This window comes from Akkermansiaceae bacterium, assembly GCA_024233115.1.
In the GTDB taxonomy this organism is placed as follows: domain Bacteria; phylum Verrucomicrobiota; class Verrucomicrobiia; order Verrucomicrobiales; family Akkermansiaceae; genus Oceaniferula.
The window spans coordinates 399,369-418,663 of record JACKQB010000004.1 but is presented as its reverse complement, the minus strand read 5'-3'; the positions used below and the strand labels follow the sequence as shown (position 1 = coordinate 418,663).

General features: G+C 55.9%; 12 protein-coding genes. All 12 read left to right on the top strand.

The genetic code is table 11. The features are described 5' to 3' along the window. The first annotated feature begins 24 nt into the window (after positions 1 to 24). The 12 genes from yidC to H7A51_12700 all read left to right on the top strand — a co-directional run bounded on the left by yidC (position 25) and on the right by H7A51_12700 (position 19,292). Entirely contained in the window at positions 25 to 1,974 is a 1,950-nt protein-coding gene (gene yidC, locus H7A51_12755; GenBank protein ID MCP5537082.1) for a membrane protein insertase YidC, read from the top strand. A 63-nt stretch (positions 1,975 to 2,037) separates the two neighbouring features. After that, complete coding sequence (locus H7A51_12750) at positions 2,038 to 2,382, top strand: cupin domain-containing protein (protein ID MCP5537081.1); 345 nt, start codon at positions 2,038 to 2,040, stop codon at positions 2,380 to 2,382. A gap of 31 nt (positions 2,383 to 2,413) precedes the next feature. Next, the gene (locus tag H7A51_12745; protein MCP5537080.1) at positions 2,414 to 2,779 is read left to right on the top strand and encodes a CoA-binding protein; all 366 of its coding nucleotides are present in this window, start codon (positions 2,414 to 2,416) and stop codon (positions 2,777 to 2,779) included. A gap of 104 nt (positions 2,780 to 2,883) precedes the next feature. Continuing rightward, positions 2,884 to 3,303 (top strand): hypothetical protein, encoded by a 420-nt coding sequence (locus H7A51_12740; protein ID MCP5537079.1) that lies wholly within the window; start codon positions 2,884 to 2,886, stop codon positions 3,301 to 3,303. Between the two features lie 479 nt (positions 3,304 to 3,782). After that, positions 3,783 to 4,814 carry an endo-1,4-beta-xylanase gene (locus H7A51_12735; protein ID MCP5537078.1) on the top strand — a complete coding sequence of 344 codons (1,032 nt, stop codon included), beginning with the start codon at positions 3,783 to 3,785 and terminating at the stop codon, positions 4,812 to 4,814. Positions 4,815 to 4,880: 66 nt separating this feature from the next. After that, complete coding sequence (locus H7A51_12730) at positions 4,881 to 5,879, top strand: TIM barrel protein (protein MCP5537077.1); 999 nt, start codon at positions 4,881 to 4,883, stop codon at positions 5,877 to 5,879. Between the two features lie 8 nt (positions 5,880 to 5,887). Further along, entirely contained in the window at positions 5,888 to 6,739 is an 852-nt protein-coding gene (locus H7A51_12725) for a sugar phosphate isomerase/epimerase (GenBank protein ID MCP5537076.1), read from the top strand. A 10-nt stretch (positions 6,740 to 6,749) separates the two neighbouring features. Next, on the top strand, positions 6,750 to 7,562 hold the full coding sequence (locus tag H7A51_12720; protein ID MCP5537075.1) for a sugar phosphate isomerase/epimerase: 813 nt from the start codon (positions 6,750 to 6,752) through the stop codon (positions 7,560 to 7,562). Positions 7,563 to 7,806: 244 nt separating this feature from the next. Then, a complete protein-coding gene (locus H7A51_12715) occupies positions 7,807 to 8,400 on the top strand; it encodes a PEP-CTERM sorting domain-containing protein (GenBank protein MCP5537074.1) in 594 nt (197 codons plus the stop codon). A 164-nt stretch (positions 8,401 to 8,564) separates the two neighbouring features. After that, the gene (locus H7A51_12710) at positions 8,565 to 9,128 is read left to right on the top strand and encodes a sigma-70 family RNA polymerase sigma factor (protein ID MCP5537073.1); all 564 of its coding nucleotides are present in this window, start codon (positions 8,565 to 8,567) and stop codon (positions 9,126 to 9,128) included. Between the two features lie 57 nt (positions 9,129 to 9,185). Continuing rightward, on the top strand, positions 9,186 to 10,835 hold the full coding sequence (locus tag H7A51_12705) for a FecR domain-containing protein (protein MCP5537072.1): 1,650 nt from the start codon (positions 9,186 to 9,188) through the stop codon (positions 10,833 to 10,835). A gap of 108 nt (positions 10,836 to 10,943) precedes the next feature. Then, complete coding sequence (locus H7A51_12700) at positions 10,944 to 19,292, top strand: hypothetical protein (protein MCP5537071.1); 8,349 nt, start codon at positions 10,944 to 10,946, stop codon at positions 19,290 to 19,292. Positions 19,293 to 19,295 lie beyond the last annotated feature (3 nt).

Sequence of the window (19,295 nt, the reverse complement as noted above, 5' to 3'; positions counted from 1 at the left end):
CTATTAACCGATAACTAATTCACCATGGACCGTAAAGGATGGATCATACTCACAATCTGCGGAATTCTCCTCGCGCTGAACTTCTACTTCAGACCCGAGCCGCCCAAGAAAGACACCCCCGCCGCCGATCAAACGGAACAAACGGCCAATCCGGACGGCGCCAGTACCCCGGCGGGCGCAGCGACACCCGGTGCTGACGGCGCCACCCCACCGACAGGAAAAGGCAAGGGCGGGCTCGTCAAGGAGCCCCCGGTCGAAACCGTCGGTGAGAATATCGAATACCTCACCACCAAAAACAAAAAGGGACAGGAGGTGGCGAGGTTTGCCATCAGCTCCCACGGCGGCGGTATCAAGACGGCCACCATGCTCAACCAGATGGCGGTCGGCTCGACCACGGAAAAGGTGGTTCTCAACCAGCACTCACCCGCACCCATCGGCACCATCTGCAGCGGCCCGGACGAATACCTCACCTCCTATTACGATCTCGTCACGGGAGACAATGCCGTCTTCTGTGAGGCCACCACACCCGATGGCCTGAAGATCACCAAAAAATGGTCACTCGTGCAGGACGAAAACCTGGCCGGTGCCCCATGGATGCTGAAACTCGACATCACCATCGTCAACACCGGCACCGGCATCGCCAATCTGGCGAACTACTCACTCTACGCAGGCGCCGCATCCCCCCTCCACCCGCGCGAATGGGAGAACCAGGGCGGTGCCTTCTACCTCGACGACGGCTCGCTCACCAACAAAGACAGCAGCTGGTTTAAAAAAGGATTCTTCCGCGGTGCACGCCCCCTGTTCCAGGAAAGCGCGGAAGACCTGGAGTTCGCCGGTGTCTCCAACCAGTTCTTCACCACCCTCATCCGCCCGTCCGGCAAATACGCCTCCACCATCTGGGCAAGGTCCGAGAAGGTCCGTATCCCCGGTGATGATCCGGAAAGCCCCAAGTATGCCGTGCGCTCCGGTTTTTCCATGCCCGACCGCCGTCTCGCCCCCGGTGAACTCGCCAACTTTGCCTACTCCATCTACATCGGCCCCAAGCACTACAGCGTGCTTAAGAAAATGGAGGCCGGCACATCCGAGGTCATGAACTACGGCTGGTTCACCCCCGTCAGTGTGGTCCTCAACAATGTGCTCAACTGGCTCCATGATGGTGTCTTTTCCAAAACCGCCAACAAGTGGGCGTGGGGTCTCTCGATCATCGCACTCACCATCCTGATCCGCATCGTTATCTGGCCACTGCACAACAAGTCCACACGCACCATGAAGCGTATGAGCAAGCTTCAGCCGATGATGAAGGACATGCGTGAGAAGTACAAGGACAATCCCAACAAGCTGAACCAGGAAACGATGAAGCTTTACAAGGAATACCAGATCAACCCGATGGGTGGCTGTCTGCCGATGTTCCTGCAGATCCCCATTTTCTTCGGCTACTACCGTATGCTCCAGTATGCGGTCGAACTCCGTGGACAGGGTTTCCTCTGGGTCGATGACCTGTCGATGCCCGATACCCTGCACGTCTTTCACCTGCCCTTCGACCTGCCGCTGTTAGGCAACCAGCTCCCCATCAACCTCCTGCCCATCCTGATGGCCGTCACCATGGTCTTGCAGATGAGGATGACACCGAAGACCGGCGATAAAATGCAGCAGCGCATCATGATGTTCATGCCGCTGATGTTCTTCTTCTTCTGTTATAACTTCGCCTCCGCGCTCGCACTCTACTGGACCACCCAGAACATCTTCTCCATCGGCCAGACATGGCTCACCAACAGGCTGCCCGAGCCGGAGTTGACCAAACGCAGCAAACCTGGCAAGCCCGGTAAAAAGTCCTTCATGGAACGCATGGCCGAGCGTGCCGAACAAATGCAGCAACAGCAAAATGCCCCAAAAGACAGCGGCAAACCTAACATGCGTAACGCAACACCCGCCGTCAAAACCGGCAAAAAACGCACTCCCAAAACCGGTGGCTAGGCGGCACCCCGTCGTCCCCCCATCCAACTGGCCTTAGCTTTGAGGTGTGTGTCGATTACAACGATGAAAAAATACCTTGTTGAACACCTTGACGAAATAGAGCCCACCCGATGCCCGTGTGGAATGACTAGACGGGCATTTGTCTGTGGGGACAATGATGTGGCGTCGATCCATCTGGTGGATATATCGGAAGACAGCAAATCCCATTACCATAAAAGGCTAACGGAAATCTATTTGGTGCTCGAAGGGGAGGGGTATTTGGAGTTAGACGGCGAGCGGGTGCAGGTCAGGCCTATGACCGCGGTATTGATAAAGCCGGGGTGTAGACATCGGGCATTAGGAAACCTGAAAATTGTAAATATCCCGGTACCTGCATTTGATCCGAATGACGAGTGGTTTGATGTTTGATCTCCTGGGTTGTGGTGGTAGATTGAGCTGCATGAACCGGACAACGATAATCATCGGAGCAAGCCCGAGAGAGGACAGGTATTCAAATATGGCACAGAAGGCCTTGACTGCTGCCGGGCACACGGTGCTGCCCTATCATCCGAGCGGGGGTGAAATTGATGGTGTGGCAGTAATCACCGATCTGAATGATGAGCTCCCGCCTATAGATACGGTGACAATTTATGTTAGGCCGGAAATTTTGTCTACCATGATAGAGAAATTGATAGCCCTGAAGCCCGGCAGGGTGATTTTCAACCCTGGTACTGAGGACGCTGTCCTGGAAAAGGGGTTGCGGGCTGAGGGGATCGAAGTAGTTGAAGCGTGTACGCTGGTAATGTTGAAAACCGCTCAATATTAAACGTATGCAGTAGGTATCGTTGGGGGATTGGTAGTGTAGGCCTTAGCCATCGGCATTCATCTTGCGTTGACGGTCATGGTTTAACCCTCCATTCAAGGAGCAGCATGTTCATCGCAAGATTCGGGATTGTAGGTTTACTCATTGAGAAGGGGGTCGAGGCCATAGCCGACCGCTTGTTTAAATCACCACTTGAGCAGGATTTGGGTGAAGCCGGTGAGAATGATATCATCTTACCTCATGCACATTGTATATTCCAAGGGGAGGTAGATGAATTTACTCCTCGTTTGAGGCAAATGTTCCCGATGATTGATGGGCTGGAAGCCATGCATCTGGACAGGGTGCTACAACGGCTGGTTGAGCTTAAGAGAAATCGGTCAGCAACATACCTGTTTCAAATCAATGACTCGGGTACGCCGGTCGAGTTGCAGATGATACTTACCAGGTATGCGAACCGTCAGGTGCAGATTGACTTCCGCTGCTCTGAGTCTGTTATCCGGCTTATCGAATTGGCATTTTCAGGATGATAACGAATGGCGAGCAATACCACGGGGGGATGGTATGGTCGGATGTATAATGCTGCTATGTAGCCAGACAGAAAGAAGCGGTGAATTGAGTCGACACAAAACAAGCAGCAAATAGCTTGAATGGGAACAAGTGATGAAGCCTGATCAAACAGCTGGACAATACGACCGGATTGCGACTTGGTGGCGGGAACGGCATGCGAAGTCAGATTACGGTGTCGAGTCGTTAAAGCGCGCAGTCTGGTTCTGTAAAAACAAGAACCTGGTTGTGGATGCAGGATTCGTCAGTGGTGGAGAGTTCAGAGGGATTCATCAAGAGCATGGGTTTGCCATTCGACACATGGAATATGACCATGGGCCGGCGGGGAAACACGTTTGATTTATCGCAGAAAATACAAGCTGATTGACAAATGAAGAGTATAATTATTATAATTGTTAGTGCTGTGGTTCTACTAACTGCAGCTTTACCAGCGGTGCCACCCGTGCCCTCTGGAAAGCGTCTGAAAGACATTGTCGCGGAGAAATATGCGGAGGGCAACGTCTATATTGGCGGCACGACAGGTTGGGGAAAGCTGGAACGTGGATCGGGAATCGTGCTCGACCGGGAGTTCAGCTACGTGACACCCGAAAACGATTTCAAACAGCCCTACATCCATCCATCGCCTAACAAGTGGAATTGGAAAAATTCAGACGCCTGGGTAAAACGCTGTGCTGGTAATAAGCAGGTAATCCGATTACACGGGCCCATCAGTCCGCAATGTTCCCGATGGGCAATGCACGATGATCGTACGGCTACCGAACTCCAGCAAAACCTGGCTGAGTTTATGACGGCGCTTTGTAAGCGATACGATCACTACAAACACGTGAAGTGGATGGATGTGGTCAATGAAACCGTCTCCACCAACGGCGAGTGGTTTGGTCCGAAACCCGGCACCGACAAATGGGAAAACCCGTGGCCGAAGATCGGCTATGATGAAAGCGACCCCCTCCGCCCTCCGCTTTATATCAAGATGGCATTCGAGATTGCCACCAGACAAGCACCTAACACCAAGCTGATTATCAACCAGCATGGCAGCATGGAAAAACCGATGTGGGACAAGGTAAAGGCCCTTGTTCCTTACCTGAGAAAGCATGGCTTGCGCGTTGATGGCATCGGCTGGCAGGCGCATGTGAATGTGGGCTGGGAACGGGAGCCCGGCAACGAGCGGCGCTTGCGTGAGTTGATCGATTGGGCACATGCGAACAAGCTGTCGTTTCATGTCACGGAGAACAATGTCTGGTTGCGGAAAGATAAAAAGGACTACGAGGCGCAGGCAAATACCTTCGCCGCAATACTCAGCATACTCCTTGAAAAGCGGCACACCGGCGTAGTCACCTGGAATGTTTGGAACATCAGCGACGGCGACCAGTGGGTGAAAACAAAAGCGTGGAATGGCTGTATTCTCTACGATGACTTTAAACCCAAACCCGCCTACTACGCCATTCAAAGGACGTTGCTTGAGGCAGCGAAGTGAGTAACAGGGTAACAAGAAAATGCATCCAGGAAAAATGTAACAATGGGTTGGAAACTACATAACGCAATGTGGCCCGGACTGGTGGGCAAGGAAGTGGGCTCTGCTGAACCGCCCGTCAGTCTGGACCGGATGCTTGAACTCACAACAAACAGCGATGTCGAAGGCAAGACTTTCGACGGAGTGGACCTGTTCTTGTTTCACCCGCATCTCGACATCGATGCAGACGAGGACGAAGTACTGCGCCTGGCTGACAAAATTGCCGACATGGGGCTGAAGATCGGATCGGTGGTGGCTCCTGTTTGGCAGAGTGCGGTCGGTGGTAGTGCCATGGGTAGTGTAGAGGACAGGAAACGCTTTGTTCTGGCCATGGAAAAAGCCTGCCGTTATGCCGGCCTCCTGAATCAACATGGCGTGCGACAGTATGGTTCGATCCGGATTGACTCCGCAACCGGCGTGGAGGAATGGGCGAAGGACCCCGTCGCCGGAACGAGGCTCATAGCCGGGACCTTCAAAGAATGCGCGAGCATTGCGGCTGACTACAACGAGGTATTGGTCGCCGAAGGCGAAATCTGTTGGGCGGGAATGCACTCGTGGAAGGACATGCTTGACCTTCTGGAGGAGGTTGGCATGCCCGGCAGGCTCGGATTTCAAGCGGATCTCGCCCACAGCTACCTCTACCTGCTGGGATACAATGCCGGTGAGCACGCCCTGTTGAAGGAACCTTATTCGGATGAGGAATTCTGGTCGGCTTACCAGCAAATGACCGACCGGCTCCGTCCGTGGACGTATGATTTTCATGTCGCCCAAAACGACGGCACGGTGCATGGTGCCGGCAAGCACGATCAAACAGGCCGCCACTGTCCTGCCGACGACCCGAATGGTCGGCTCGACATCACCAGGTGTGCCGGCTACTGGTTGCTGGATGAGAATGGCAACCAGCGCCCGGAAATCAAACATCTGTGCTGGGATGGCTGTATGTTTCCAAACGCGACACTGGAGCAGCAACAGACCTGGAACACCATCCTCAGCGTGATGCTCGATATCAATACCACTTACACCAAATAAAAAAGAATATGAAAATCGGAATGAACATGCATCTGTGGTCGACCCACATCACAGATGAACACTACGCAGACATCGGTGAACTCAGGGCAATTGGTTACGAGGGCATTGAAGTCTTTCTCGCCGAAGACGACCGGCCCGGATATGTGGAGCTGGGGAATTTTCTGAAATCGATTGATATGGAGGTCAACGGCTGCCTCGGCCTGGGACCCGACCAGAACCCCATCTCCGAAGACCCCTCGGTCAGGCAGGCGGGGCTCGACAAAATCAAGGAGGCCATCGACAACATGCATGCCGCCGGAGGAAAAAACATCTGCGGGCCGTTTCACTCGGCCTTTGCCACCTTCTCGCGTAATTTCCCCCAGGAGGATGAGTACAAACGCAGCGCGGATGTACTCCGTGAAGCCGCTGAACATGCTGCCACTGCAGGAATCACCCTGACGCCCGAGGCTCTGAACCGTTTCGAGTGTTATCTCTGCAACACCATGGCCCAGCTCCGCAAACTGGTCGATATGGTGGATCACCCGCATTTGAGGGGGATGTTTGACTCCCACCACGCCAACATCGAGGAAAAATCCTTTGCCGGTGCCGTGGCTGACATCGCACCCGTGATGACCCATGTGCATATCAGTGAAAACGACCGAGGAACCCCTGGCGCCGGCCATATTCCGTGGGACGAAGTCTTCAGCTCGGTCGCTAAAACCGGCTATGACGGCTGGTATTATATCGAAGCATTTTCACGTGATGATGTTGATTTTGCCAATGCCATCAACGTCTGGCGCGAGTTCAATCCACGCATGGATATTTGCCGCGATGGCTACGCCTTCACCAAGGCGATGATCGAGAAGCACAAGGTTGCATAATTCCAGAAATATGAAATTCGGCAACGAGTGTTACACCTGGTTCATGAAGGAGTCGGGCTCCTACTGGAATAATCAACTTGGTCACATGATCGAAATCACCGCCAGGGCCGGCATGGTTGGAATCGAGCCGATGCACTTCTGGATGGGCGATCTGTCCGATCCGGTGAAACTGGCCGATTGTCTCAAGGAACATGGCATCGAGCTTGCGGCGATTGCCTTTGTCCAGGAATGGAACCACCCCGAGGAAACGGAGAAGGAAACCGCCGAAGCCGCCAGAACCATCGGGCTGCTCAAGCATTTTCCCGGTGCCCTTCTTTGTACGGTGCAGCTGCCGACGGGTCGCCATGACCTCGCACAACGTCGCAAAAACCTCGTTGCCAATGTCAACGCCGTGTCACGTCGCGCCACCGATGCCGGTGTGCCATGCAGTTTCCACCCGAACTCACCCGAGACCTCGACGAACCGGACGGAGGAGGACTACAGCGTTATTTTAGAAGGCCTGGATAGCTCGGTGACTGGCTGGACTCCCGACGTGGGCCACATCATCAACGGCGGTATGGACCCGCTTGCCAAGATGAAGCAGTACTCCGGTCTGATCAATCACGTCCATTACAAGGACTGGGACGGCAATCCGGAATTCGCTCTGATGGGCGAGGGGAAAGTCGATTTTTTCAGCATCACCCGGTGGCTCAGTGAGCAGGACTACGGGGGCTGGATCATCTGTGAAGACGAAGCGCCACAAGCCGTCGACGACCCCGACGGAGTCACCCTCCACGACGGCCGGTGGATCAAGGAAATCCTCATTCCCTCCATCGCCACCTGAGCCAGCTGGCTATTTGGGAAAATGGAAGAACAACGATCTTCCCACGCACCACGTGTTACATGGCGAGGGTTGCAAAAGCTGCGGTTCAATGCATTGCAGAAGGTGATTTGATGGTTTGGATTGGTTAAGGTTTTTTTTGGAAAAAAAGCTGTAACCTGCCCACCCGATTAGTGTAAAGCCTATGTCAGATGTGAAGGTTTTCACTTTCGACCAATCAAATTCCAACAATCCAGACATATAATATATGAAAATTCGCCAGTTACTAATGACCTCTGGTTGTGTTCTAACTATCCTCGGAACACACGCCTCAGCAGCCACGATCTTTAATGGCTATGCTTACGTTTCTACCACGACTGCAGGAGTGGATGCTACTTGGTATAACCTCAATGGCGGCGCACAGGCTCAAAGCCTCAATGGTGCCGACCTTGGGGACTTTCAAACATCGCTCTGGCTTGGTGGTCAAACCGGGCTTTGGTCCGAGGGCAATGGTGTGCAATACATCACGATGCACTATAGTATATCCGGAGACGCGACAGCCACAGGCACGATTGCCTTTGACTTCCAATTCTATACTGCGCCGAATGATCAGTGGGGAACCGACGTCAATGGTGCTAACACTACTGACAAATCAGTTGATCTTATAGCTGCTCACGGTCTCACGAACGGTAATTACAACCTTGCCGTCTGGGTGGAGGGAAAACCCAATAATATTGGTTCTGTTTGGGACAATAACGGTGGGGCCAATTACAACGCTACATTCGCGGTAGTCCCAGAACCATCCACTACAGCCCTGCTTGGCCTTGGTGGTCTTGCCTTGGTCCTGCGCCGTCGCAAGTAACCGACCCCACAAACAACCTTAACAAACCGGCTTCTTCACGACCTGAGGAAGCCGGTTTTTTGTGTACTGCAACCCTTCACGACACAGGGGAGAACACGATCTTTGGTATTATCTCCTTGTGGGATCGTTCGGTTGGGTTTGTAGTGACGGACACGGACATGTCCATGCCCCACGAGAATCCACCACCACCATCACGCGACGCACCGGAGGATGCGGCGTTTGACCGCTTGGTGGCGGAGCACCAGCAGAGGATCTATTTCTTTATCCGGTCGATGGTTTTTAATCCCGACGACGCCCGCGACACACTTCAGGATGTCAACATCGTGCTGTACCGGAAAAAGGACGCCTACGAGCACGGTACCAACTTCAAGGCGTGGGCCTTTACCATCGCACGCTTCGAATGCCTTTCGTACCTCAGCCGTTACAAAAAGCAGCAGTGGACCACTCTCGACACCGGGCTGCTGGAATCGCTTGCCGACAAGGCGGAGGAAAAATCAGACGATGTCGAGCCGTGGCTGGACGCCTTGCGGCACTGCATCCAGCTTCTCCCGCAGGACGTGCAGCAGCTGGTTGACAGTCGCTACCAGCAACGCACCCCGCTCGATACCACCGCCATCCACATGCAGACCAGCGTGGGGGCGCTGAAACAGAAACTCTTCCGCGCCCGCAAACAGCTCAAGCAATGCATCCTGCAGCGCGTCCGGCGCGGAAAAAATCCTCCGATCTAGGATGAAAACGCGTAACCTATCGGCGCGGGGTCGGTATACCCACTAGTAACGACCTTCATGGACCATCACTCACAACACCCCCACCCAGGCCCCGACTGGCAGGACTGGATCGACCGGATCGGAAACAACGCAGTTTCCGAACAGGAGTTACGTGATTTTCAACAGCTGCTCGAGCAGTCGCCAGAACACATGGACGGCTATCTCGACACCCTGCTTACCGAGACGGCTCTGGAAATGAAGGACGGTCTGTTAGTTTCAGCGGCACCCCAGGTAAATCCAGTTCCCGCACGACAGATACCCGCCCCAACGCCGATGGTGGCCCAGCCCGTCCTGACGAACAAACGCCAGGGAAGTTTTGCCAAGGTCAGTGTCGCAGTCGCAGCCTGTGTCGCCCTGCTCGTTGGACTTTCCTATTTCCTCGGTCGGCAATCGGTGCCGGTAACACCAGTCGCGGAAATGGCTACCCACGTGGCCACTATCACGGATTCCGACAAGATCGCGGATGCGGCGGGTCTGCGGATTGGAAAACCATTGCAGACCGGTGAGGTGATCGTGCCCCCGGACTCAAAAATCGGCATCGCCATGCGCGGCGGGGCGCGGCTTGAAGTCAATGGTCCGGCACAACTCAGGATCGACGGACCGGAACATGTGTTCCTCCACAGTGGCCGGGTGCAGACCTATGCCCCCGAGTATGCACACGGCTTTGCCATCGATACTGATGAGGGTGAGATTGTTGACCTCGGCACCCGCTTTGTCACCGCCAGCGGCACCGATGCCGGCACCGAGATCCACGTTCTCGAAGGCCTGGTCAAGGCGCGGGCCGGCGAGAGTGCCAAGGACATCCTCATCGGCGGTGAACAGGCTGCGATCCTGAAAAACGGGAGAATGTTAGACACTGAGTTCCTCGCCCGCAGACTGAAAATCCCCATCAACCCCAACCTCGAAGATGCCGACGGCGACCAGGTCGTCGACCTGGTGGAAGCGCACTACGGGACCAATGCCGGCGACCCTGGCTCCACTCCGGAATTGTTGCGGGTTTACGACTCCTTTGCAGGTTATACCGGGGGCGAAGTCTCCATCCCCCTGGGAAAAAACAACTACCGGGGCACGGGGAAAATCGCCCACTGGACAGGAAACGGCACCTTGCTCTCGGACGGGCTGGTTTACAACCGAAACGGCAAATCACTACTGACCACCGGCGGTTGCTTGCAGACGACCGGTGAAAAGGATGTTGGTGCGGCCATCGTGCTCGACGACAAGGAGCTGCCCAAAGACGGCATCATATACATCAGCTTCCTGATGCAGCAGCCTGACAAGGACCTCAGCCGCCCCTTCTCCGGACTGCTGCTCTACCTGGGTGAACACCGGGAACAGTTTTTCACCGGTGAACTCAGCGTTGCTGATTCCTATGGCGCGCGTTATGCCGAGAGTGACGAGGAGGATGTATTTGCCATCCCCACCGATTCGGAGGTTCACCTGTTTGTGATCCGCATCGACCAGACACGGTTTCTGACTGACGTCTTCGTCGATCCGCCGTTGGCTGTTGAGGAAAAAAACATCCAACCCCAGAGGCGCTACCAGAATGCGCCGGATTTTGATCGGATCATGATGCGCTCAGGCAGTGACTCCGGAAACTTCTCTGTTCGCTTTGACGAGTTACGCCTGGGCCTCACTTGGAGTGCAGTGCTGCCTCAAAAACCGAAGTAGCGGAAACACCTTTGCCGCCTTTGGTTGAGCTGTGAGTTTCGACTTGCGGCGGGCCTTTGCAAGGCGAGTTTGTAGGAGCTCTTTAACTTTGGAACCCTCATCGAATTTATGCGCGTATTTTTTTTATCATCACTCCTTTTTCTCCTCGGCCTGACCTCAAGTTTTGGCGAGGCGATGCTGCAGTATTTTAATACCAACTGGCGTGAGATCACCCGCAAGATGCCGGAACTCGCCGAGGCAGGTTATGAATCGATCTGGGTGCCGCCACCGACGAAGGCCAGCGGCGGGCTTTCGGTGGGATACGATTGCTGGGACCGTTTCGATCTCGGCGGCAAGGATCAGCGGGGCTCGATCAGCACCCGCTACGGCACCCAACAGGACCTTCTGGAGATGGTACGTGTAGCGCACCGTTTCGGCATCCGGGTGTACTTTGACAATGTGATGAACCACAATGCGTTCGATGTGCCGGGTTACAACTCGGGTGTGCCCATCGATGTGTATCCGGGTTTTGTGCCCGAGGACTTCCACCTGCGTGTGACCGAGGAGGGCAACTACAGGAAATGGGACAATACCCGCAGCTGGGGCGACGAATGGCAGGTGATGCACCTCGGCCTGTCCGACCTCATCGACATCGCCACCGAGCCGGGCGACTGGAACAATAACTTCGGAAGCAACGAGGGTAACAGCATCAAGAAAATCACCTTCGTCCGCCACCCTGGCAATCCGGAATACTATTGTTATAAACCGAGCGGTGCGGGACAACGGCATGCCAACAGCGAGGGCACCTACGTCGGCTTTGGCCCGGGAAACGGCATTACCCTGACGGACCTAACAACCAACCCGGATTTCTACGCCGAGCAGGTCAATGAAATGCTCTACCGCGCTGCACGCTGGCAGGTGGATATCACCAAGGCCGACGGGTTAAGGCTCGATGCGGTCAAGCACACGCCCTACCAGTTTTTTGGGGCCAGTTACGGCGGCGACAAGGATACCTCGGACTACGGCTATAGTGGCCAGATCCAGCGCCAGTTCAACATCACCCGCGGATTCTCGGACGCGAACCACCGCGACACGGTGTTCAATACCCAGCTGCCGCGCGACGACGCCATGCTCTTCGGCGAGCACCTCGGCCAGCCTCCCGGATACCAGGGCTACATCGACGCCGGGATGCGTCTGGTCGACAACGACCTGCGCAACGAGTTCAACAACCGGCTCGGCAACCCGTCCGCCGGCCTCAACGGTTTCGACCAGCCGGGCTGGGGTGGTTTTCCCGACAGCGTCTCGGTGATGCACGCCCAGAGCCACGACAACTCGTATGCGTCGCGCCGCGAGCTGCAGCACGCGTTCTACTTCACCCGCACCGGCCTGCCGCTGGTTTACACCGACGGCAACTACCAGGCGGAAACCCTGAGCCAGAGCGGTGGCGCCTTTCCACGCCATGCCAATACCAATTTCCTCGGCCAATACGCCGATCCACGTCTTCCGAACCTCGCCTACATCCACCAGCACTTTGCCCGCGGTTATCAATCGGGCCGCTGGAGCGACGCGGACTTCGTTGCCTACGAGCGCATTGATAAACGTGAAAACGGCGGCATGACCGATGCCGATGGTGTCACGGGGCTGTTTCTGTTTAATGACAATTTTTCCTCGGGTCAGGCGCGTGGGTTTTCTACATCGTATCCGGCGATTGGTGGGGGGACCGATGCCTATCTCTATCAATACGCCAGTGGCCCCGGCCTGGCAGGATTTTATACCTACGCTTCAAACCTCGGTAGTGTGATCGTCCCTCCCGGCGGATACTTTGTTTTTTCATGGCGCACGCCCGAGCCGGCAAACAACTGGGCAAACATCGGCGGCCAGCCGGTGCAAATCTATCAGAATGATCAACCTGTCGATACCATCACCGTGGAAAGGCGCGACGGCCCCGATGGCGACCCCGGTTTCAACCCCTACGGCGTCGCCGATGCCGATGGCACCGACTACAGCTACAGCCTTGATATCCCCCGGGTCACAAATGGCAGCGACCTGAAATTCGTTGTGCGGGCAGATGGCTCGGCCGAAAACATCATGCTTCGCCTGGATGGCGGCGTGGATCTCAACGGCACACGTCCCGGAGGAAACACGGACCCCGGTTACCGCGATAACCCGCCGGCGGTGAGTACGGATGTGTTTATGGGTTACGAACAACCTGGATTTGTTAGAAGGCAGGGGCCGGAGAAGTTTGCCGCCGTCGATACCGCGAGATGCACGCTTGGCTCGGCTGGGGCTGAAACCTATGCAACCACGGTGGGTAGTGGCACCGTGACGGTGACCGATGGCGGTGGAACGAATCCGATCCCGGCGGATACCGTGGCATTCCTGTTCCACGACCCCACGCAATTTGTTCACACACCGCCATCCGGCACTCCTAAACACTACGACGAGTCGGGTGGAAACATTACCTTCTGGTCGAAGTCCAACACCGGCCTCGTTGGCTACATCAACTACGTTTACTACACAACCGACGGCACGAACCCCGAGGGCTCGGGCGGTGATCCGGTCGGAACAACCCAAGTGGCAACAATGAACTGGTCGCATGACGCCGATGGTGGCTCATGGTTTACCACGTCTATTCCCAGCGCGGGGATCGTCAATCTCCGCTATAAGCTATCGAGCGTCCGCACCAGCGACGGCACCAACTCGCTCGCCAGCGTCTTTCCCACCGGCGCCGGTCAGGTTGATCAGAAACTGAACATGATGACGGTTTTTGAAATTGATCACTTCAATGCCACCACGGCAACAGTCTATCCGCACAACGATTATGGCGTGGCCGAGACGGGCCTGGAAGAAGGTTTTCATATTCTCCGTGGCCGGGCCTTTCTGAAACGCGATGGCAAGGCATCACTCTACAACACCTTCCAACAAACATTCTACTACGATGCACAGCGCCCGACCGGTGAGGTGGTGTTTCCTGCGGAAAATGACACGCTTGCTGATCAAAGTTATGGGGTGGTTGTTAGGACCGACAGCAGCGTCGATGAAGTATGGTTCTTTATCGATGACGGCACGGGCCCGAACGATGACGTGCAAACAGGCACCTCCAATGGCAACGGCGTGGGGAAATGGGTGCAGGCATCCGAGGTCATTCCGTCGGCTACCATAACCAGCAGCTACCCCAAGGAGTGGCGTTTCAATTACACCAACATCCCGTCGGGCAACATCGCGTCCAGGATCCAGGTGCGTTTTGTCGAAAAATCATCTGCCGACTCCCCGGCATTCACCGGCACGGTGAGTACAGCCGATGACACGGCCAACTGGTACACCACCATCACACGCAATGTGGTCGCTAACGGTCCGGACACAAGGATGTTCATAGCCTTCCCATCGGCTGATGAGGATGTGGTTGGAGAAAACTACACCATGAAGGCGTATTTCTCGAAGTCGATCGGTGACGGCAAATCAGACCAGGAGCTCATCGATGAGTTTTTGATCACCATTGCAAGCCGCGTGTCCGGGTCGACAGAAGGAGCCGTCGCGCAGGACAGGGCACAGTATTCCATCATCCGCAATGAAACGGCCGACTATCATGCCCTGGCATATAATTTACCCAACCTCTACAACGGACAGGTGGGTTTCATCCATCATATCAATGTGACTCACACACGCGGTGGCGTGATGTTGAAGGCGGACCGCAGGGTAAAGGCAGAGGTGGTTGAAACCACCTTCCTCAGCATCACGACACCACCTGCATTTGATAGCGATGGCAAACCCTACGAAGTGCTGCTTCCCGCCGTAGCCAGCCCGACCGCGTCCCAGAGGTCGACGCCGATCCGGATTGAAACCGATGCTGACGTAGTGGAGCTCGATATTGTCTGGGAGCACGGCACGGGAACCCTGTCGGCTCCAACCGTCCAGGTATCCGGTGGAAAAAAACTTTGGGACTACGTCTGGAGCGGTATCGATGAAGGGGCATATCGCTTTAGGGTCGATGCCAGGAAAATCGCCGCGGGTCCGGTCCTCGCATCGCAACGACGTGACGTGTCGGTTATTTTCAGGCAAATCCTGCCAGAAGACCCCAACGACACTGACGACGATGATGACGGGCTGTTGGATGTTAACGAAACCACGCCGGCAGCCCTGCCCGCTACCAACAGTGAGACATGGACCAACGGCCAGGTGCACGTCTGGCGTGTGTATGGTCGCAGTAACCCGGTGACCCCCGACAGCGATGGTGATCTGCTTCCCGATGCACTCGAGGTAGGTTGGTCGGGCGTCCCGTCAGGTCAGGTGGGTGAGGCATTTGCAGACACCGGCTACGGACCGGACAATACCGGCGCGGGGAACCAGAAGTTCGACTGGGAGGATGCCAACAGCAATGGTGTCCATGACGCCGGCGAAACATCCGAGCCCTTTACCGATGCGGATGCTGATTCGGTTTTTGATTACGGCACGATTGTATCCCGGGATACGGATGGCGATGGCACACCCAATTTCAAGGCCGACCTCGACCCACCGTATTTCAACACAGTGCCCGACAACTGGAACCTGCCGAATTACAACTTTAACCGGGGTCGTACCGAGCAGATTCATGGTTCGATGACGGACCCTCAAAATCCCGATAGTGATGGTGATGGAATCCTGGATGGCGTCGAGGATGGCTATAACCCGGACTGGGCATCTGCCCTGAATCTGACCATCCGCGTCCACAACGGCTGGGTCGATGGTGACGGTAACACGCTCGACCGTAACGATGGTGGCAAGGTCTGGCCCAATGGTAAAATGGACCTTGGCGAGACGTGGTTGGAAACCGACCCTAACAATCCCGACACAGATGGCGATGGCCTGAGCGACGGCTACGGGGAGGACAAGGACTACGATGGCCTGATCACTGGCGATACGAACAGGAATAGAATCTATGATGCCGGTGAAGTGTGGTCGGAAACCGATCCTCTCTCGAAAGATACCGATGGCGATGGTCTGCTTGACGGCTGGGAAGTGCAAAACGGGCTCGATCCACTGGACAACGGCACGGACAATCTCGGCACCGCAGCGGTCAACGATGGCGATCCGCTGCAAGGTGCCGGTGGCGATCCGGACAACGATACGTTTACCAATGCCCAGGAGCAAACCAGCGGCAGTAAACCGCTTGTCAGCGATGCCGCGGCGGTTCTTCCCGCCAACTCGATCACCATCGGGCCGGGTGATGCCGTGACGGTTGGCAACACGGTCAATGGCAGGGAGTTTGATGGCTGGACCTGTGACGACCTGGTCGCCTTTGACGAACGTGAAGGTGAAGGGGGAAACAACCAAAGCGGTGATGTCAATATCGCCGGTGACGGCTTCGATACCTCACGTGATATTGTCGCCTTCTATGCCCGTGATGGCGGCGCGGACGGCAACTACTACTTCCGCCTCGATTTCTACGATCTGCAACCCTTTGCCGAGGAGGGCAACCTCGATACCTACGTCGTAATCGACACGGGAAACACCGCCAGTGGCGAGGCCGCATTACCGGATCAGGTGGACATCCTCACCGAGATGAAGTGGGAGGTGGTTGCCGCTTGTTACAAAGGAAACACCGGCCGCGTCTACGTCGATACCAACCCGGCGGTAAATACCACTGCGGTGAACCAGGACCTGACCGCGACCGGTGTGCAAGTGCGCGACCAGAATGCTGTCAACGGATTTGGCAGCGCCTACTTTAACTCGGATCTGGATGCGATGGAGTTTTCCATCAGTCGCCAGGCACTCATCGATGCCGGCTGGAACGGAGTGAGCAAACTGCGGTTCCAAGTCTACACCACTCGTGACGGCACCCAGAATGATGGCACCGGAGCAGGCGACATGGGGGGGCGTAACGATATCCGGGATACCATCTACGACGACTGGCTGGCTGAAGACTACTGGAGTTCCCAGGACTATATCGCATCAAATGGCAAACTGACCAGCTACATGCAGGCGGATGGCAATGGACGTTACCCCGACCAGTGTAAAAAAGCCAAGGTCATCATGCTCTCACACGCCAACCACGCGTTACGCCCGGGAAGCCAGACGCAGCAAAAAATCAACAGCGGCTTCAGCACCGGATGGCACCGCAGTCTCGATGCGCACGAAGCCTTCGGGGTGCCGCTCACCCTGCATATCACGCCTACCCTGGCGTCGGCAGTGCAGTGGGCCTCGGTGGACCAGGCCGCAGGAAAACCATGGCTCGACGGGCCGTCGTTTAACGCCCGTATCGCAGCCATGGCGCAGACGGGTGGGATCGATTTGTTAGGAACCACCTACGCCGACCACATGCCGTCGTACTTTTCCACAGCCTATAACCTGGACAACGTGTTGCTGGCAGGTGAAACCATGGAGCGCATCTATGCCGCCGCGCCATCGACCAGTGTGTTCTGGTCGCCTGAGCGGGTGGTCGATGCTGATGTGTTGGGAAAAGTGTCCAGCATGGGTTACAGCTACACCTTCATTGACCAGATGCGCCATTTCTTTAAATGGCAGGGCCGCAATACCGCGATCTCGGACGATGGATATCGACTCAATACCTACCACGGCGTGAAATGTTTCCTGATCAACGACTCCGCGAGCACCTACCGCTACCAGACGATGAACAATGGTTTGCCGGCACCGCTGCGGAACCTCTATCAGCGCAAAGCCCAGAGCGGCGTGCAGGACCAGGTTGTGGTGATTTACCATCACTGGGACGAAATGGCAGACGTTGCTAACGCGAATGCCTACGACACCAACCTACGCTGGCTGGCGAACAAGCCGTGGATCCAGATCGTGACACCCGACCAGATTGCATCAGGCCAGATCGATGTCACCCGGGACGGGGTAGGAGACACCTGGTTCTCGATCGATCGCGGTTCACCCGCTATTGCGAAAACAAGCCACGATTGGCTCGATCATGCGACCCAGGAGGATTACGATGAGTGGTATAACGGCGGCGCGCGTGAGGAGGGGATCTTGAATAAGGTGTTTGAAATTCGACCAGGCTCCCCTGTCGCCCAGCCATTTGGCATGCAGACATTGAATGATGGAAAAATGGCGGACCTTGCGTGGGATCAGGTTGACCTGTTAGCCGCACCAACATCCCGGCTTGGTAAACTTGCCCGTGCCACCGCGCACAGCGCCACCGCGCTCACCGCGTTCCACCAGCAGCAGAATAATGACACCAGCAAATACAGCACCGGTGCCTACATCTGGGTCGATTCCGACTACAACAGCCTCACCGGATTTTCCAAACACAGCCAGTCGCAGATGCGGTTTGCGGCACTCTACAAACAGGTCGAACTCTGGGCAGCCAGTCCACCTGCCACGGCGGCAGCGATCGCCCAGGATGTGGATTTGGACGGGGTAAACGAATACATCCTGAAAAACGACCGCGTCTTTGCCGTCTTCGAAGCCACGGGTGGTCGGCTCACCGCCGCCTGGGCACGTGATGTGACCTTGGGCGAAGTCTATCAGATAGTGGGTAACCATCCCGCATACTCGGGGAGTGAAACCGAGTTTGAAGGCGACAGCGTGCTGACGGGATCTGACATCAACGCCTACCGCACCAGCGGGTTCAAGGATTGGTTTGCCTCGGGACCGGAGACAAACGCCTACGTCAACGATCTCTATACCGTCGCGGTTTCAGGCACCAACGGCTGGGCCTTCACCAGCTCCGATGGAAAAGTGGCCAAGACGATTTCCCTCAGCGACGGATCCAACAAACTGAGCGCCGCCTACAACCTGACAGGGGGTGTCAGCAAGCTCTACGTGCGCTTTGGCATGTCACCCCACCTGGACGACCTGTTAGTCCATGGCCAGCGCCACCTCGCACCAGCCAGCGACAACGGCTCACGCGTCGTAGTGAGCAGCAGCACATTAAACGAAACCGTGAACGCGGCGGTGCACTACACATCGGCAGCCTATGTTGCCTCGGCAAGCGATAAACAGGGGCCGGCGTTCCTGCCTGACACGATCAACATGCGTAACCAGGCGCAGACGGAACAAGTGGAGCTGGAAAGCACTGCCACCAACTTTACCCTCGACCTTGAACTGTCGGCTGTGTGCGCCGATTGTGATGAGGACGGTCTGCCGGACGCCTGGGAGAGTGCCAACAGCCTGGATCCGGGTGACAATGGTACTGTCAACGTTGACAACGGTGGCAGCGGAGACCCGGACCATGATGGCCTGGACAACACCACCGAGCACCTGCTGGGACTCAATCCCCAGGTCGCCGATACGCACCTTTTCCCGAAGTTGTGGGCGATCGTCAATGCCGACTCCAGCGTGACCCTCGACTTTCCCACGATAGCGGACCGTCGATATCGGCTTTGGTGGTCGGATAATCTCAGCACCTGGAACCGCCTCGGCGCTGACATCCTGACCCTCGGCGAAACACCGAATCCGCACCGCCAGGTCGATGATGCCAGCCAGGCGCCGATCACTGAAACCCATCGCTTTTACCGACTCGAAATCATGCTTCCCTGATGA

Bases quoted from the DNA above. Each gene is read 5' to 3' on its own strand.
- yidC (MCP5537082.1), top strand. From the start codon at position 25: ATGGACCGTAAAGGATGGATCATACTCACAATCTGCGGAATTCTCCTC.
- H7A51_12750 (MCP5537081.1), top strand. From the start codon at position 2,038: ATGAAAAAATACCTTGTTGAACACCTTGACGAAATAGAGCCCACCCGA.
- H7A51_12745 (MCP5537080.1), top strand. From the start codon at position 2,414: ATGAACCGGACAACGATAATCATCGGAGCAAGCCCGAGAGAGGACAGG.
- H7A51_12740 (MCP5537079.1), top strand. From the start codon at position 2,884: ATGTTCATCGCAAGATTCGGGATTGTAGGTTTACTCATTGAGAAGGGG.
- H7A51_12730 (MCP5537077.1), top strand. From the start codon at position 4,881: ATGTGGCCCGGACTGGTGGGCAAGGAAGTGGGCTCTGCTGAACCGCCC.
- H7A51_12725 (MCP5537076.1), top strand. From the start codon at position 5,888: ATGAAAATCGGAATGAACATGCATCTGTGGTCGACCCACATCACAGAT.
- H7A51_12720 (MCP5537075.1), top strand. From the start codon at position 6,750: ATGAAATTCGGCAACGAGTGTTACACCTGGTTCATGAAGGAGTCGGGC.
- H7A51_12715 (MCP5537074.1), top strand. From the start codon at position 7,807: ATGAAAATTCGCCAGTTACTAATGACCTCTGGTTGTGTTCTAACTATC.
- H7A51_12710 (MCP5537073.1), top strand. From the start codon at position 8,565: ATGCCCCACGAGAATCCACCACCACCATCACGCGACGCACCGGAGGAT.
- H7A51_12705 (MCP5537072.1), top strand. From the start codon at position 9,186: ATGGACCATCACTCACAACACCCCCACCCAGGCCCCGACTGGCAGGAC.
- H7A51_12700 (MCP5537071.1), top strand. From the start codon at position 10,944: ATGCGCGTATTTTTTTTATCATCACTCCTTTTTCTCCTCGGCCTGACC.